General features: G+C 66.9%; 18 protein-coding genes and 1 tRNA gene. 11 read left to right on the top strand and 8 right to left on the bottom strand.

The window, feature by feature from the left end; translation table 11 throughout:
* Complete coding sequence (gene fliQ / locus AAC050_RS01890) at positions 1 to 264, bottom strand: flagellar biosynthesis protein FliQ (protein WP_339913349.1); 264 nt, start codon at positions 262 to 264, stop codon at positions 1 to 3.
* 153 nt (positions 265 to 417) lie between these two features.
* Here fliQ and AAC050_RS01895 point away from each other — a divergent pair, with 153 nt between their 5' ends.
* From AAC050_RS01895 to AAC050_RS01905, 3 genes are all read left to right on the top strand, one after another.
* Positions 418 to 1,527 carry a 2OG-Fe(II) oxygenase gene (locus tag AAC050_RS01895; protein ID WP_339913350.1) on the top strand — a complete coding sequence of 370 codons (1,110 nt, stop codon included), beginning with the start codon at positions 418 to 420 and terminating at the stop codon, positions 1,525 to 1,527.
* Between the two features lie 46 nt (positions 1,528 to 1,573).
* Positions 1,574 to 2,161: a GTP cyclohydrolase I FolE gene (folE, locus tag AAC050_RS01900; protein ID WP_339913351.1), complete on the top strand. Its 588-nt coding sequence runs from the start codon at positions 1,574 to 1,576 to the stop codon at positions 2,159 to 2,161.
* 70 nt (positions 2,162 to 2,231) lie between these two features.
* Positions 2,232 to 3,386: an acyltransferase gene (locus AAC050_RS01905; RefSeq protein ID WP_339913352.1), complete on the top strand. Its 1,155-nt coding sequence runs from the start codon at positions 2,232 to 2,234 to the stop codon at positions 3,384 to 3,386.
* A gap of 24 nt (positions 3,387 to 3,410) precedes the next feature.
* Here AAC050_RS01905 and fliE read toward each other — a convergent pair whose 3' ends face one another.
* Genes fliE through flgB form a run of 3 tightly spaced genes read right to left on the bottom strand, consistent with a single transcriptional unit; the run spans position 3,411 to position 4,589 of the window.
* Positions 3,411 to 3,731 carry a flagellar hook-basal body complex protein FliE gene (gene fliE / locus AAC050_RS01910; protein WP_339913353.1) on the bottom strand — a complete coding sequence of 107 codons (321 nt, stop codon included), beginning with the start codon at positions 3,729 to 3,731 and terminating at the stop codon, positions 3,411 to 3,413.
* Between the two features lie 8 nt (positions 3,732 to 3,739).
* The gene (gene flgC / locus AAC050_RS01915; protein ID WP_339913354.1) at positions 3,740 to 4,159 is read right to left on the bottom strand and encodes a flagellar basal body rod protein FlgC; all 420 of its coding nucleotides are present in this window, start codon (positions 4,157 to 4,159) and stop codon (positions 3,740 to 3,742) included.
* 25 nt (positions 4,160 to 4,184) lie between these two features.
* On the bottom strand, positions 4,185 to 4,589 hold the full coding sequence (gene flgB, locus AAC050_RS01920) for a flagellar basal body rod protein FlgB (RefSeq protein ID WP_339913355.1): 405 nt from the start codon (positions 4,587 to 4,589) through the stop codon (positions 4,185 to 4,187).
* Between the two features lie 160 nt (positions 4,590 to 4,749).
* On the opposite strand from flgB, the gene AAC050_RS01925 reads away from it, so the two are divergent.
* From AAC050_RS01925 to AAC050_RS01935, 3 genes are all read left to right on the top strand, one after another.
* A complete protein-coding gene (locus tag AAC050_RS01925; RefSeq protein WP_339913356.1) occupies positions 4,750 to 5,040 on the top strand; it encodes a flagellar biosynthetic protein FliO in 291 nt (96 codons plus the stop codon).
* A 23-nt stretch (positions 5,041 to 5,063) separates the two neighbouring features.
* Complete coding sequence (gene fliP, locus AAC050_RS01930; RefSeq protein WP_339913441.1) at positions 5,064 to 5,861, top strand: flagellar type III secretion system pore protein FliP; 798 nt, start codon at positions 5,064 to 5,066, stop codon at positions 5,859 to 5,861.
* A gap of 114 nt (positions 5,862 to 5,975) precedes the next feature.
* The gene (locus tag AAC050_RS01935; RefSeq protein ID WP_339913357.1) at positions 5,976 to 6,254 is read left to right on the top strand and encodes an HU family DNA-binding protein; all 279 of its coding nucleotides are present in this window, start codon (positions 5,976 to 5,978) and stop codon (positions 6,252 to 6,254) included.
* A gap of 12 nt (positions 6,255 to 6,266) precedes the next feature.
* Here AAC050_RS01935 and AAC050_RS01940 read toward each other — a convergent pair whose 3' ends face one another.
* Positions 6,267 to 9,173 carry a hypothetical protein gene (locus AAC050_RS01940; protein WP_339913358.1) on the bottom strand — a complete coding sequence of 969 codons (2,907 nt, stop codon included), beginning with the start codon at positions 9,171 to 9,173 and terminating at the stop codon, positions 6,267 to 6,269.
* A gap of 129 nt (positions 9,174 to 9,302) precedes the next feature.
* On the opposite strand from AAC050_RS01940, the gene AAC050_RS01945 reads away from it, so the two are divergent.
* Positions 9,303 to 9,725 (top strand): DUF983 domain-containing protein, encoded by a 423-nt coding sequence (locus tag AAC050_RS01945; RefSeq protein WP_339913359.1) that lies wholly within the window; start codon positions 9,303 to 9,305, stop codon positions 9,723 to 9,725.
* An 18-nt stretch (positions 9,726 to 9,743) separates the two neighbouring features.
* Here the strand turns inward: AAC050_RS01945 and AAC050_RS01950 are convergent.
* Both AAC050_RS01950 and AAC050_RS01955 read right to left on the bottom strand, forming a co-directional pair.
* A tRNA-Arg gene (locus AAC050_RS01950) sits at positions 9,744 to 9,820 on the bottom strand.
* 53 nt (positions 9,821 to 9,873) lie between these two features.
* A complete protein-coding gene (locus tag AAC050_RS01955; protein ID WP_339913360.1) occupies positions 9,874 to 10,242 on the bottom strand; it encodes a helix-turn-helix domain-containing protein in 369 nt (122 codons plus the stop codon).
* A gap of 139 nt (positions 10,243 to 10,381) precedes the next feature.
* Here AAC050_RS01955 and AAC050_RS01960 point away from each other — a divergent pair, with 139 nt between their 5' ends.
* On the top strand, positions 10,382 to 10,726 hold the full coding sequence (locus AAC050_RS01960) for a GFA family protein (RefSeq protein WP_339913361.1): 345 nt from the start codon (positions 10,382 to 10,384) through the stop codon (positions 10,724 to 10,726).
* 144 nt (positions 10,727 to 10,870) lie between these two features.
* Here AAC050_RS01960 and AAC050_RS01965 read toward each other — a convergent pair whose 3' ends face one another.
* On the bottom strand, positions 10,871 to 11,359 hold the full coding sequence (locus AAC050_RS01965; RefSeq protein ID WP_339913362.1) for a hypothetical protein: 489 nt from the start codon (positions 11,357 to 11,359) through the stop codon (positions 10,871 to 10,873).
* A 143-nt stretch (positions 11,360 to 11,502) separates the two neighbouring features.
* Between AAC050_RS01965 and AAC050_RS01970 the strand changes: the two genes are divergently transcribed.
* The 3 genes from AAC050_RS01970 to fdxA all read left to right on the top strand — a co-directional run bounded on the left by AAC050_RS01970 (position 11,503) and on the right by fdxA (position 14,692).
* Entirely contained in the window at positions 11,503 to 13,989 is a 2,487-nt protein-coding gene (locus AAC050_RS01970) for a helicase-related protein (protein WP_339913363.1), read from the top strand.
* A complete protein-coding gene (locus AAC050_RS01975; protein WP_339913364.1) occupies positions 13,986 to 14,279 on the top strand; it encodes a S4 domain-containing protein in 294 nt (97 codons plus the stop codon). Before AAC050_RS01970 ends, AAC050_RS01975 begins: the two co-directional genes overlap by 4 nt.
* Before the next feature lie 71 nt (positions 14,280 to 14,350).
* Positions 14,351 to 14,692, top strand: coding sequence for a ferredoxin FdxA (gene fdxA, locus AAC050_RS01980; RefSeq protein ID WP_339913365.1), 342 nt, complete (start codon positions 14,351 to 14,353; stop codon positions 14,690 to 14,692).
* The last annotated feature ends 240 nt before the right edge of the window (positions 14,693 to 14,932 follow it).

The following is a 14,932-nucleotide window of genomic DNA, read 5'->3' on the forward strand; positions in this document are numbered from 1 at the left end:
TCACATCCCGGCGATACGCGCGGCGATCGTCTGCATGAAACCGCCCAAGAGGGATCCCATCACCGGCAGGAACAGCAGCAGGGACACGAAGATAGCCATGATCTTGGGGGCATAGATCAGGGTCTGCTCCTGGATCTGGGTCAGGGCCTGAAACAGGCCGATGGACACACCAACGACCAGCGCGACCAGCAGCATGGGGCCGCATAGCTGAATCGTCAGCCACAGGGCGTCGCGCCCGACATCCAGAACTTCCGCGCCGTTCATTTCTTACGCTCCAAGGGTACCGGGCAGAAAATGCCGGGAGCATGGTTAACGTCGAGTTAGGATACCGGCATCGACGTGTATGCAGTTGCGTTGACAGGCCTCGACGGGAAAATCCGCTGCGCGCCCGTGTCGCCGATGATATGGCTCCGTCCCATGAGTTCGCTTGCCACCGAGGAAATCCACCGCCGGGCCGTCGCCGGTGACGGGGATGCCCAATTCGCCCTGGCGCGCGTCTTTGACCGCGAAGGCCGGCACGAGATCGCCGTCTCCTGGCTCGATCGTGCGGCCCGACAGGGTCATGTCGCTTCCATGACCTGGCTGGGCACGCGACTGCTGGTCGGGCGCGCGGCCCCGCACCAGCCGGACGACGGAGCCGTGCTTCTGACCCAGGCGGCCCGGGAAGGCAGCGCCGAAGCCGCCGCCCGCGTCGCTGTTCTCGCCGCCATCGGTCTGGGTCAGACCCAGGACTGGGAGGTCGCCCTCGACTGGTTGCAGACTGCGGCAGAGTACGGCGACGTCGCCGCGCGCGGCCAGCTGTTGCTGCTGGCTGACGATGCCGGGATTGCTGCCGCTGCCGGACGGCCCCATCCGCCAGTCGGCGTCTGGGCGCGGGCACGCAAGGCCGTAAGGATTTCGAAGTGGCTGACCCCGCCTGCCGCGAAAACGATATCGGACTCGCCGCGCATCAAGGTCATCGAAGGCTTCGCCAGCCCCGCCGTCTGCGCCTGGGTCGTCCGCCGTGCCGGCGAACGCCTGGTACCGGCCCGGGTCTATGACGCTGATCTGGGCGGACGCCGTCAGGACGGGATCAGGACCAGCAGCGGGGCCGGCTTCAGTCTGATCGACACCGATCTGGTGCTGGCACTGATGCGGGCCCGGATGGCCGCCGCAGCACCCGGCCTTCACACCGGAAATTTCGAGCCGTGCAACATCCTGCGCTACGACATCGGCCAGCGTTACGAGCCGCATTTCGACTTTCTCAACCCCGAGGCCCCGGCCCTGGCCGAGACCCTGGCCCAGCAGGGTCAGCGCACCGCGACCTTCCTGACCTATCTCAACGAAGACTACGAGGGCGGTGAAACCGCCTTTCCCGAGCTCGACTGGCGCTTCGCCGGCAAGACCGGGGACGCCCTGCTGTTTTTCAATGTCGACCCCGAAGGTCGCGTCGACCCACGCACCCTCCACGCGGGCCTGCCGCCGGTCTCCGGCGAGAAATGGCTGCTGTCACAGTGGATCCGCGACCAGCCACAGCCGATCATCTGAGCGTCGCCGCTCCCCTTTCGCCGCAGTCCTCACTATGTCTGACACCATGACCGACTCCCCGAGCGAACCCGCCATCCCACAGTCCGAGGCCGAGGCCGCCGTCCGTACCCTGATCCGCTGGGCCGGAGACGACCCCGACCGGGAAGGTCTGCTCGACACCCCCGCCCGCGTGGCCCGCGCCTATCGCGAGCTGTTCGCCGGCTATGAGGTCGAGCCGCGCGCCTATCTGGAACGCACCTTCGAGGAGGTCGGCGGCTACGATCAGCTGGTCGTGCTCAAGGACATCCGCTTCGTCAGCTTCTGCGAACACCACATGCTGCCGGTCGTCGGGGTCGCCCACGTCGGCTATCTGCCGACCGACCGGGTCGTCGGCATCTCCAAACTGGCCCGGGTCGTGCGCGGCTATGCCAAACGACTGCAGATCCAGGAGAAGATGACGGCCCAGATCGCCGACGCCATCCACGAGGTTCTGCGTCCCGCCGGCGTCGGCGTCGTCATCGAGGCCGAACACAGTTGCATGACCCTGCGTGGCGTCGATGTGCCCGGGGCCACCCTGACCACCAGCACCCTGCTCGGGGTCGTCCGCGACGACCCGCGCACGCGTGAGGAATTCCTGCAGCTGGTGCGGGGTTAACTCAAAACCTGGCCCGCTGGCCCGACCCTTGCTGCGATCGGTCTGAACACCGGTCAGGAGGGCTGGGATCATGGTCTGGACCGCAATTTCGACCCGAAAAGAGACAACGGCCATCGCCCGTGGCGGTTGGCTGGACGCTCTGCGTTTCATTGTGGCCAGTCTGATCATCCTGCATCATTTCCAGGGTTCCGCGCCGGTACCCCTGGCCGAAGGCGTCCATCCCGTGTTCGAGCGGGGCGGATTCCTGCTCACCAATTTCTTCCTGATCGATTCCGGCTATGTGCTGATGCGCGTCTACGGGGCAGCCCTGGCGCGCGGGGCCATGACTCCGGGCGACTTCTTCCTCAAACGGATCCTGCGCGTCTATCCGGCCCATCTGATCATGGGGCTCAGCCTCATTGCCATGGTTGTGCTGGGTACGGCCGCGGGGATCCCGCCACGCAATCCGGAATGGTTCCTTTGGGACCAGTTGCCGGCCCAGCTGGGTCTGGTCCAGGCCTTCGGCATCCACGGTGGTCTCGGCTGGAATGCGCCCAGTTGGTCGATCTCGGCCCTGGTCGGTTGCTATCTTGCCTTTCCGTGGATCGTTCGCGGCCTGATGCGTCTGGGTCCGTGGGCGACACTGGTCGCCGGCATCCTTGGCTATCTGCTGGCCAACCAGCTGTGCTGGGCCCTGCTCGACTTCCCGGTCTATCAGATGCCCCTGCGCTACGGCTTCTTCCGCGCCCTGCCCCTGTTTGTCCTCGGTATGGCCCTGGCCTGGTTCGCCCAGAGGGTCTGGATCGATCCCCGCCTCGCTCGCTGGGCCGGCATTCTGGCGGCGCTCGGCCTGGCCGGGGTGCAGTATTTCGACAAACAGGCCCTGGTGTCCCTGACCTTCATCTCGATCATCATCCTGGCCGCCGGAGCCATTCCGGTGATCCGTCCGTCGAAATGGGTCGAGAAGGCCGCCGTCGTGTCCTTCTCGATGTTCATCACCAATGAGGTGGTTCGCATCGCCTGGTTCGGCGTGGTCAATGTCGCCGAGGTCAGACTGGGTCTTTCTGCACCGGTCCAGTGGCTCCTGTGGGGGCTCGGCGTCGGCGTCGCCGTCGCCTTCGCCTTCCTGTTCCACTTTCTGATCGACGCCCCGATCCAGTCCCGCATCCGGGCGTGGTTCAAGCGACGCAACAGCGGTCGCGCACCGGCCCCGGTCCTTGGGCCCGTGGTGTCACTGGAGGGCTGATACGGTCGACGGCAGACCCCGCCGTCAGATCGGCATCCGCATGATTTCCTGATAGGCCGAGATCACCTGATCACGTACCGCCATGACTGTTTCCAGCGAGGCTTCAGCCGAGGATACGGCCGTGACCACATCGACCAGACTCCCCTGACCCTGGATCGAGGCGCTCATCTGGGTTTCGGCCACCTTGGTGGCCTGGGTCATATCGCCCATGACGTTCTGCAGCAGGTCCGAAAACCCCGCACCCTGGGCCGCGCCGGCTCCGCTGGCGGCTCCGGTCAGCTCGGTGGGCATGGCTCCGCCCTGCACCGCTGAATAGGCCCGGGCCGCCATCATCGGATTAATCATTCAGGGCCTCATTTCTTCAGCAGTTCGAGGATGCGGCTGTCCATCGCCCGCGCCGTCTCGATGACATTGAGGTTGGCCTCATAGGCCCGCTGCGCCTCGCGCATATCCATGGCCTCGACCAGGGAGTTCACATTGGGTCGCAACACATAGCCCTCGGCGTTGGCGGCCGGGTGCGAGGGATCGTACTCGCTGCGAAAATCGCTCATGTCCGGTCGTACCTGGGCCAGGGTCACCCCGGTGGCCCCGTCGACGTTGCGGGCCTCAAACACGGGGATCTGGCGACGATAGGGCTGCCCCCCCGCGACGGTTGCGGTGGATTCGGCATTAGCGATGTTTTCGGCGATCACGCGCATACGCGACTGCTGCGCCTTCAGCGCCGACGCCGCCACGGCCATGGCATTGTTGCGGGGGACGATTGGGTCAGACATCGGCTATCGATCCTCGGTCATGGCGTCAGCGGCCCGGCGGGCGGGCAGCGGCCCGCAGCATGTTCATGGATTTCTGGTAGAAGCCGATGGCAGCTTCATAGGCCATCCGGCTCTCGGCCATCTTCAGCATCTGCTCCTCGACCACCACCGTATTGCCGTCCAGCGTGGTTTCGGAATCCCGGGCCTCGCTGGTCTGGAAACGGGTCTGGGTCGCGGGCGGTGCGATGTGATTCGGATTGGTGCGGGTCATCTGCAGCGCCCCGCCCCGGGCCAGAGCGTCGGCGAAATTCGTCGGAGCCTTCAGGTCCCGCCCGACGTAGCCCGGCGTATCGGAATTGGCCACGTTCTGCGCGATCACGCGCTGGCGCTCATCCAGCCAGGTCAGTCGGCCCTTGATCTGGCTCAGCAGGGGCAGGTCGGAAAAGCCCATGGCTTCCTCCCGTCAGACGCGGCGCGCCCGTTCAGATGGGCAGAAAATGCCGCCTGCATGGTTAACGGGGGGTTATCTCAACGACCCGTTAACCATGATCGACAAGTCTGGCCCCGCCGGCACCCGATCGCGGACCGTTCGCCAGCAGGGCCATTTCTGAATGAATTTCCTCGACCTCGCCCGCGCCGTCTTCGGCCTGGCCTTCACCCTAGGGATCATCGGGCTCACGGCCTGGGCAGCTCGCCGCTATGCGCCGCAGCTGATGGCCCGGCTCAATGCCGACCGCGGTGAACGTCGGCTGCAGGTGGTCGAGACCCTGGTGCTGGACCCCGCCCGTCGCCTGGTGCTGGTGCGGGTCGACGACGAGGAACGGCTGATTCTTCTGGGTGAGGGCCGCGAACTGATCGAGCCGCGCGGGAATACCGGCACAACGCCGGATACGGTCGCGTGAGTCTCCCGGCCTCGAAATCCGGCATCTTCGTCGTGCCGACCCGTGCGGAATTGAAGCGCGCCGCCCTGCTGTCGCTGCTGACCACCATCCTGTGCCTGCTGTGGCCACTGGCCGCCCTGGCCCAGGAAGCCGCCAGCGGCGCGGCCATCAATGTCGACCTCGGCACCGGAGCCGGACTGACCACGCGGGTCGTGCAGCTGGTCGGACTGATGACTGTGCTGTCGCTGGCCCCGTCGATCGTCATCATGACCACCAGCTTCGTGCGAATCATTGTGGTCCTGTCCCTGCTGCGCACCGCCCTGGGCATGCAACAGTCGCCACCGAACGCCGTTCTGATTTCCCTGGCCCTGTTTTTGAGCGCCATCGTCATGGCTCCGACGTGGCAGGACGCCTATGATTCGGGCATCCGTCCCCTGTTGGATGAGCAGATGGAGCTGCCCCAGGCCTTCGATGCGGCGTCGGAACCTGTGAAGACTTTCATGCTCGCCCAGGTCGATCGCAACGACCTCGCCCTGTTCACCCGACTGAGCCATGTCGAGGCCGGAACCATAGCCGCCGACCTGCCCCTGAGAGTGGTCACCCCGGCCTTCATGATCAGCGAGCTGAAGAAGGCCTTCGAGATCGGATTTCTTCTTTTTGTTCCGTTTCTTGTGATCGATCTGGTGGTCGCCAGTGTGCTCATGAGCATGGGGATGATGATGCTGCCGCCGGTGGTCGTATCCCTGCCCTTCAAGCTGATCTTCTTCGTCCTTGTCGACGGCTGGCGACTGGTCGCCGGAAGCCTCGTCGAGAGCTTCCAGAGGGCCTCTGGAACGGGCTGAATCCCCGCTACCGATGACCAAAGCGGCAACAGTCGCTTGCAAAGGCCTTCAAAACCGGCGTTGATCCTCTGGTCTAGCCCGGAGGACGGGCAGCCTTTTTTGGAAGCGACCCCTATGACCACTCAAGCTGAACTGATCGCCGCCGTCGCCAAAGACGCCAATGTTTCGCAGGCCGATGCCGGCCGCGTGCTCGAGGCCATCGTCAAGAACATCCACAAGAGCCTGATCGGCGGCGGAGACGTCCGCATCTCGAACCTGGGTGTGTTCGACACCGCCGCCCGCGCCGCCCGTGAAGGCCGTAACCCGGCCACCGGCGCAACCATCAAGATCGCCGCCTCCAAGGCCGTGCGCTTCCGCGTATCCAAGCCGCTCAAGGATGCGGTCAACAGCTAGAACGGCTTCCGGTCAGGCCGCCGCGGGCGTTCCCGCCGGTGTGCCTGACGCCGGAGCTGCGGCTTGAGGACGGGCGGGTGTCGCGGCAGCGCGATTCCCGTCCGTTCTTTCCTTGAACTGGGCCTTCATGGTCGCCACCCAGCCGCTGAAGGTATCCGTCCTGCTGCCGAGCGCGGCGACGTCCATTACGCCGACATCATCCAGATTCGATCCGGCGAGAGCGATTTTCAGAGCCCCCGCCGCCCGGGCCGCCGGTACCAGGGCGGCATAGTTACGCGACAGCCGGCTCAGCGCGCCGCTGTCATGAGCCAGCGAATAGCCGACCCCGGCCCGGATCAGTTGGCTTTCCTCGTCCGGCGTCAGGGGCGTCGCCGCATCCTTCCAACGCTCGCCCAGCCGCTGTTCATAGGCCGCTGCGGCCCCGGCCCAGTTCTCCTGTTTCCAGAATACTTCGGCCCGGACCTCGCGCGAGGCCGCCGAGTTGTCGCTGGCCAGAACCTCGAGCGCGTGATCGTAGCGTCCCAGCCCCATCAGCGCCCGGGCCTCCAGGCCTCGACGTTCGATGTTCAGGGCCGTCGGCAACAGCGTCGTGCGCGAATCCCAGATCGCCTTCAACGCCGCCTCGGGCTGACGATCCATCAGATAGACGGTGGCCAGGTCGGTGGCCACCTGGGCCTTGGCCACGCCGTCCAGCCGGTGATCGACCTGATGCTTCAACAGCTCTGCCGCCTGATCCAGAAGATCGACATTGACCAGTCGCCGCGCCAGTCGCCGCACCATCTCGTCACCGTCTGCCCCGACCGGCGTCAGTTCGCGAAAATCATAGAACAGCCCCAGCGCCTGCACCGGTTGCAGTCCATCCGCGCCCCCTTCGAGGAACAGGGCCCGGAAGGCATTGGACAGATCGGTCTGCAGATCGATGACTCCAGGCAGTTGAGCCATGCGGGAACCGGCCCCGCGCAAGGCCGTCAGGGCCTCGCGATACTGACCCTGTGACAGGTACAGACTGCCCAGTTGACGGATCACGGCCAGTTCCGTCGCGTCACCGCGCCAGCGCCAGCGCAGGGATTCCAGTTCCTTGGCGGCGGCGTCCGGCTTGATCGTCCCGCTGCCCAGCCCCATCCGCACGACCGCCAGCTTGGCGGGCGTAGCGATGCCGTCGAGCGGAGCCCGCGCCACCGCCGTATAGACGGCCAGCGCCCGCTCATCCTGGCCTTCCAGTTCAAACAACCGGGCCTGGATCAGACGGGCGGCCAATTCGTCCGCGGCGACACGCGGCTGGCTGAAACTGTAGGCCAGCAGCGACCGGGCCGCGTCCAGGTCCCCGGTCTCCAGCGCCGCCAGGGCATGGGCGGCACCGAAGCGGGCCCGCCACGCCTCGGGGAATTGATCGATCACGGCCGCACCGGCGGTAAAGCCGCGCCTGGCTTCGACCCAGTCGCCCTGTTGTGCGGCGATATAACCCTGCCAGACCCGGGCCGTAGGATCCCCGGCCAGGGCCCCGGCGGCGAAATCGGCCTGGGCCTCGGCGATGCGACCGATCGAGACCCGGGCTGCCCCGCGTAACCCTCGAAGCTCGGCCTCACCGGCCATGTTCGGAGCGGCGGCGACGATGGCGTTCAGCACGCCGATCGCTTCAAACCCCAGTCCGGAGCCGACCAGGAACCTGGCCAGCCCCAGTCGCGCCTCGACCGGTGCGCGCGGGTCGTCACCTGCGGCCATGGCCTCCTCGGCGGCGGCCTCCTGAAGCTGTCGATAGCGGGCCGGAAAGCCGGCGGATCCGACGCCGGCCCATTCGCCCAGGATCAGGCTCGGGTACCGCGCCTTGCGCGGCGTGCCCGTCGTATCCTCGGGCGCATTCTGCAACGCCGAAGGCGACGACAGGATCAGGCCGCGCGGCCGCGACAGGGACACCAGGTCCTGATCCGGCAGGATCCGGAGATCATCGGTTGTCGTCTCGATCGCCAGTCCGTGCGCCGTCGGCAACAGGGTCAGATCGACCGTCTGGCGGCGCTTTGACACGCCCTTGCCGGGGGCCAGGGCCGTAACCGCCGCGAACCGGTCACCGACCAGCGGATCAGTCAGCCAGATCGCCCGCGTCGCCCCGGCCATATGGGCCACCAGGGTCAGGTCGCCGCCACCCTCGCGCAAGATGTCGATCTCGGGGGTTTCGACGGCCTGACCGCCGATCAGGACGGTCCAGGTCAACCCCGTAGCCACGGCCGAAACGGCCAGACCCGGCGGTGCGGCGATGCGCACGGCGGTATAGTCAGCCCCGGCGGCCCAGCGGGCGTCACTCGCCGGACCCAGAGCCTTGGCCCCGGTCATGTCCAGCCGGGCGGCGGTATCGAACACGACCCAGACCGCTTCACCGCGACGGAACACGGCGGCACCGACCGGGCTCTGCCACTGGAAATTCAAGGAAACCGTGGTCGCCGTCGCTGTCGCCGTCACCGGGATCAGGGGGGCGGGCGCGACGGTCCCGGGCTCAACCGGAGCCGGCGTACCCGGCGCATAGAGGTTCAGCCACACCGCCCCGTCGGCAACCCCGGTACGGGCGTCAGCGCCCTGGGCCAGGGTCAGGACCAGCTCCGTGCCGCCGCTGACCGAACGGGTTTCCACCGATTCCACGCCCTTGGGCGGATCGGTTCGCAGGCGGGAAATATCGGGGGCCGCCGTCGCCCCGATACGGACGATGACTGCCCGGCCCTCGCGCCGGACCTGCGACCGCGCGCCGATCACGCCGCCGAACTCGACCCGGGTAAAACGGGCGTTGACCCCGACACGGATCTCGATGGGGTCGCTTGAAACCCTGACCTCCCGGGCCAGGGGAGCCAGCGGCGACAGGGCGACGGCCCCGGCCGCGGCTGCGGCCACGGTCGTTCTGAGGATGCGCTTGCTGGATGAGACCCCGGACATACGCGCGCACACTCGCGCGAAGCCCTTTAATCGCGGTTAACGGATGATGACCGATCGCCGATGGCCGCGGTCCGACCCGCGACACTGACGCCGCTTGCGTCCCGGCCCTCCGGGGCCGACATCCCGACCATGACCGACGTTCCCCATCCGCGCCTCAGCACCCTGTCGACCGGCCTGCGCTGCCGCTGTCCCCGCTGTGGCGAGGGACCACTGTTGACCGGCTATCTGACCATCCGTGACTCCTGCCCGGCCTGCGGTCTCGACTACAGCTTCGCTGACCCGGCCGACGGCCCGGCCTTTTTCGTCATGTCGCTGGTCGGCGTGGTCGGGATGATGGCGTTCATGGCCTTCGAATTCACCGTGCATCCGCCCATCTGGGTGCATCTGGTCGTGACCCTGCCGCTGCTGACCCTGATGTGCCTGGCCAGCCTGCGGCCGTTCAAGGGCTGGATGGTCTCGGAACAGTACGTCCACAAGGCCGCCCCGCCCGAATGGGCCAGCCTCGGCGGCCACGGCACCGGCACCGGCCCGCGCGGCCGCCGCCCGGACTGAATTCCGTCGCGAATGAGATGGCGACCCCGGAGGGACTCGAACCCCCGACCTCTGCTTTAGGAAAGCCTTGCTCTATCCGGCTGAGCTACGGGGTCACGGACGCTGACCTAGCGGCTCGGAGCTTCGGCGGAAAGCCCCGGCGTTCAGATCATGCGCCGGGCCTCATGAAGTCGTCCGGCGCAGGCCAGGTACCGGGGATGAAGATGTTGGCCCAGGCGCACATGGCCTGCAGCACCGGTCGCAACGCCGCGCCTTTCGCTGTCAGGATGTAGTCGTACCGGACAGGGCGGCTCCGATAGGGCCGTCGCTCGACCAGACCCGCCGCCTCCAGCCGCACCAGCCGTTGCGCCAGCACACTGGTGGTGATTCCTTCCGGCGACGTCAGGAAGTCTCCGTAGTGCCGCTTGCCGTTCAGCAGGTCCCGGACAATCACCAGACTCCAGCGGTCCCCGACCACCTCCAGCGTATTTGCGATCGGACAACCCGATCGGGGAAAGTCTAACGAATCAAGAGACATGGGTCATAATTGGCTAGTGACTTGCAATTTACAAGTCACTATTTATGCTGAGAACCGTTGAACCTTCTGGAGATGGGCGATGATCGAGGGTGGATGCCTTTGCGGGGCCGTGCGCTACCGAACCGAAGCTGACCCGGTAATGACCGGTCGATGCTGCTGCCAGAGCTGCCAGAAGCTGAGCGGAGGCGGCCACGCCGACAACATGGCCTTCCCCGAGGCCGCGGTGACCGTAACCGGCCCGGTGCAGGATTTCAGCTGGACCGCCGACAGTGGCGGCACCGTAACAACGAGCTTCTGCCCGCGTTGCGGCTCACCCCTGTTCGGGCGCAGCACCAATATGCCCGGCCTGCTGGTGCTGCGCGCCGGCAGCCTCGACGACCCCTCCCTCTACAGTCCGCAGATGGTCGTCTATCTCAGCAGCCGACAGCCCTGGGTCACACTGGATCCGAACTTGCCGACCTTCGACACCATGCCGCCGCTCTAAAGGATTGTGGTTAATCGTCCTTAAGATACAATATCTTGTAGGGAACAAACCCCGAATACGGCGGTGTCAGCGATTCGGTCCTGATTCGTTTCACCCCTGTTCCGCCGGTTAACCACGCTGCGTTAAGGCCGGCGGATCCGGTCTCTAGACCATCAGCATCAGCACCGGCAGGACGACCCCCGCCAGCAGCAGCCAGCGCGCGGTGACGCGTGAGCGGCTGACCATGGCCCCCATCCACATGCCCAGCAGGGTCGACAGCACCAGGCCGACGGCCACCAGGGTGAAGAACCACTGCAGCAGAACCTTCGACAGCGGCGGGGCGGGCTTCGGTTCCTGCCGTTCCGCCTCGACCGGCGCGACCGCCGCCGGTGCGGCCGCCTCGACCGGAGCCGCGTCCGGTTCGGCCCGCTTCTTCTTCAGCGCATAGACCTGGTCCATGTGCATCCGGCCCAGCTTCTCGACGATCGGCAGCGGGGTGTAACCCTCATGGCTTTCCTGCAGCCGGAAGATCTGCAGCCCGCCGGTGATCGCGAACAGCAATACACTGGGGGCGATGAGCATGCCCAGGAACAGATGGGCCTGCCGGATCAGCATCGGCCAGGCGATCGGCTTGCGAGCGGGGGTATCAGTCAAGATCAGGCTCCGAATGAGGGGTGGCCCCCACTGTGCGGTCCGGACGGCGATCGGCAAGCGAAATTCATGATCCGGCCTGCGACCCTGACGTCGGGTGTTTGAGACTTGAGCAACCGGTCGCGAGTTGCCACCTTGAACCCATCATGAGTGACCGTCCCACGGGTCTGGCCCCCTCGCGCGTCGTCGCGGTCCTGGGTCCCACCAATACCGGCAAGACCCATCTGGCGGTCGAGCGTATGCTGGGTCACGCCTCGGGCATGATCGGCCTGCCGCTGCGTCTGCTCGCGCGCGAGATCTATGAGCGGATCGTCAAACGACGCGGGGCCTCGGCCGTGGCCCTGATCACCGGCGAGGAAAAGATCGTCCCGCCCCGCGCCCACTATTTCGTCTGCACCGTCGAGGCCATGCCGCTGGAACGTCAGGTCGAATTCCTGGCGGTCGACGAGATCCAGCTGGTCGCCGACCCCGAGCGCGGCCACATGTTCACCCAGCGCCTGCTGCATGCCCGCGGCCGGTTCGAGACCATGTTCCTGGGGGCCGGCACCATGGCCCCGCTGATGCGGGCCCTGATCCCTGACCTCGAGATCATTGCCCGCGAGCGGCTCTCGACCCTCAGCTACGACGGCTCGAAAAAGCTCACCCGCCTGCCGCGACGCAGCGCCATCGTCGCCTTCTCGACTGACCGCGTCTATGCCATCGCCGAGCTGATCCGGCGCCAGCGCGGCGGCGCGGCCGTGGTCATGGGCAGTCTGTCGCCGCGTACCCGCAACGCCCAGGTCGAGCTGTTCCAGTCCGGCGAGGTCGACTTTCTGGTCGCCACCGACGCCATCGGCATGGGGCTGAACATGGACGTCGACCATGTCGCCTTCGCCGGCCTGCGTAAATTCGACGGCACCCGCACCCGCTGGCTGCATGCTCACGAGATCGGCCAGATCGCCGGCCGCGCAGGTCGCCACCTGCGCGACGGCACCTTCGGCGTCACCGGTGAATGCGACGAACTGGACACGGATCTGGTCGAACAGGTGGTCGACCACCGCTTTGACCCGGTCGTGGCCGCCGAATGGCGCAACGCCCGGCTCGATTTCGACACCCTGCCCGACCTGCTGCGCTCCCTCGTCGAAACGCCCGGCACCCGGGGGCTGAAGCTGGCGGCCCCGGCCCTGGACGAGATCCTGCTACGCCGGGCCATGGCCGATGATGACGTCAAACGCATCAGCCGCTCGCGCGGGGCGGTCATGCGGTTGTGGGAAGCCTGCCAGTTGCCCGACTTCCAGAAGACCACCCTCGATGAACACGCCCGCCTGTCGAAGGAGATTTTCCAGGCCCTGACCGGACGGCGCGGGCGGCTGGACAACGACTGGATCGCGCCCCGCTTCGCCCAGCTGGACCGCGACGACGGCCAGATCGACCAGCTGTCGGCGCGACTGGCCGGGGTCCGCACCCTGTCCTACATCGCCAACCGCGCCGACTGGCTGGATCAAGCCCGCGACTGGCGCGACCAGACCCGCGTTCTGGAAGAGCGGCTGTCCGACGTTTTGCACGAGCGGCTGACGGCCCGTTTCGTCGACCGCCGCACCACCGCCCTGATGCGTTCGCTCAACGATCGCGCCGAGGTCGCGGCCGAAGTCGCCGAGGATGGCCGGGTCACGGTCGAGGGCGAGGTGGTCGGGCATCTCGACGGGGTGCGTTTCGCTCCGGACAAGGGCGGTTCGATCCTGGCCGATCGCACCCTCAAGGCCGCCGCCGGGCGGGCCGTGGGACCCGAGATCGCCCGGCGATTGGGCAGCCTGACCGCCGACAGCGACGATGCCTTTTCCGTCACCCCTGACGGCGCGGTCCTGTGGCGGGGAACCCAGGCGGCGCAAATCACCGGCGGCGACCCCTTCGCCCCCCGGGTGCGGCTGCTCGGCGACCTCGGCCCCGTCGCCACCCGCGACCGGGCCCGCCAGCGCATCGAGGCCTGGCTGACGGCCGAGGCCGGGCGGGCCCTGAAATCCCTGCGTCGCCTGCGCCGGGCCCTCGACAGCGGCAAGCTGACGGGTCTGCCGCGCGGCCTGGCCTTCCGCCTGATCGAAGCGGGTGGCCTGATCGACCGGGCCGAGGTCGAGCGCGATCTCCATGCGCTCAGCCCGGCCGAGCGCCGCACCCTGCGCACCTTCGCCGTGCGCATGGGCAACCACTCCGTCTGGCTGCCCGATATATTGAAGCCACGCGCCCGCGCCCTGGCCCTCGCCTTCGTCGCTTATCAACCGTTCCGTCCACAGGCCGAGGGCCTGACCCTGCTGCCCGACCCGCCGCCGACAGCCCGGACCCTGTCGGCCTTCGGCCTTCGCGCCGTCGGCCGCTGGGCCGTGCCGGTCGAGGCGCTGGAACGGGCTGCCGACCGGCACGGCAAGGACGGCACCCTGCCCACCCCGCTACTGGCCGAACTGGGCTGGACCGCCGATGAGGCCAGGGCCCTTTTGACGGCCCTGCGGCCGGTGCGGGCGCGGATGCCCGACAAGCCCGGACGGCCGGCGGTACCGCCGAAGGACTCGCCCTTCGCCGCCCTCGCCGCCCTGACTCCGGTGCTGGCGCGCGCCCCGCGACGCAAGGCCGCAGTCCGGCGGCGCGGTGCGCCCAAGGCATGAGCGATGCCGGCTGTCGCATCGATGTCTGGTTGTGGCGAGCCCGGTTCCTGCGCACCCGGTCCCTGGCCACCGCCTTCGTCGAACGCGGGGCCGTGCGCCTGACCCGCGACGGGCGGCAGATCCGCCTCGACCGGGCCGCCCGACCGGTCCGGGTCGACGACATCCTGGTTTTCGCCATGGGTGGCCGTCTGATCGAACTGAGGATCGAGGCCCTGGGGACGCGGCGCGGCGGCGCGGCCGAGGCCCGCGCCCTCTACATCCTGGCGGCCCCGTCCGCGCCCGGCGGTTGACAGGGAAGCGGTCGAAGGCCATTTCCGCAGCCCGCCCTTCCGCCACCTTCGCCCGGTCTCCCAATCCTGCCATGACCTACATTGTCACTGACGCCTGCGTGAAATGTAAGTTCATGGACTGCATCGAGGTCTGCCCGGTCGACTGTTTCTATGAGGGCGAGAACTTCCTTGTCATCGCGCCGGACGAATGTATCGACTGCGGCGTGTGTGAGCCGGAATGTCCGGTCGACGCCATCGTGCCCGACACCGAGGACGAGCCCGACGGCAAGTGGCTCCAGGTCAATGCGGAATATGCCAAGGTCTGGCCCAATATAACCGTCAAGGGCACCCCCCCGGCCGATGCCGCACAATTCGAGCGCGAAACCGACAAGTTCGAGAAATATTTTTCCACAAAGCCGGGCAAGGGTTCCTGACCACCTGACCGTGAGGGGTCATCTATTCCCCTGCTCCGGGAACGGAGCTGTGGATGTTTTGAAATTCCGGCATTTTGTGATAAGTTCCTCTGCATTGGGTCGGGCGGTCAGCGATTTATTCGCCCCGCCCGCGTTTGCGACAGAATCCCGCCCAAGAAGGCGGGGTCGGCCAGAGGTTCGGTGATCCGCTTCCGCATTGACGTTTAGGCTTGTTCCCTCCGGCGGCCGTTGCCGTACGGA

This window comes from uncultured Brevundimonas sp. (assembly GCF_963974615.1).
Classification (GTDB): Bacteria; Pseudomonadota; Alphaproteobacteria; order Caulobacterales; family Caulobacteraceae; genus Brevundimonas.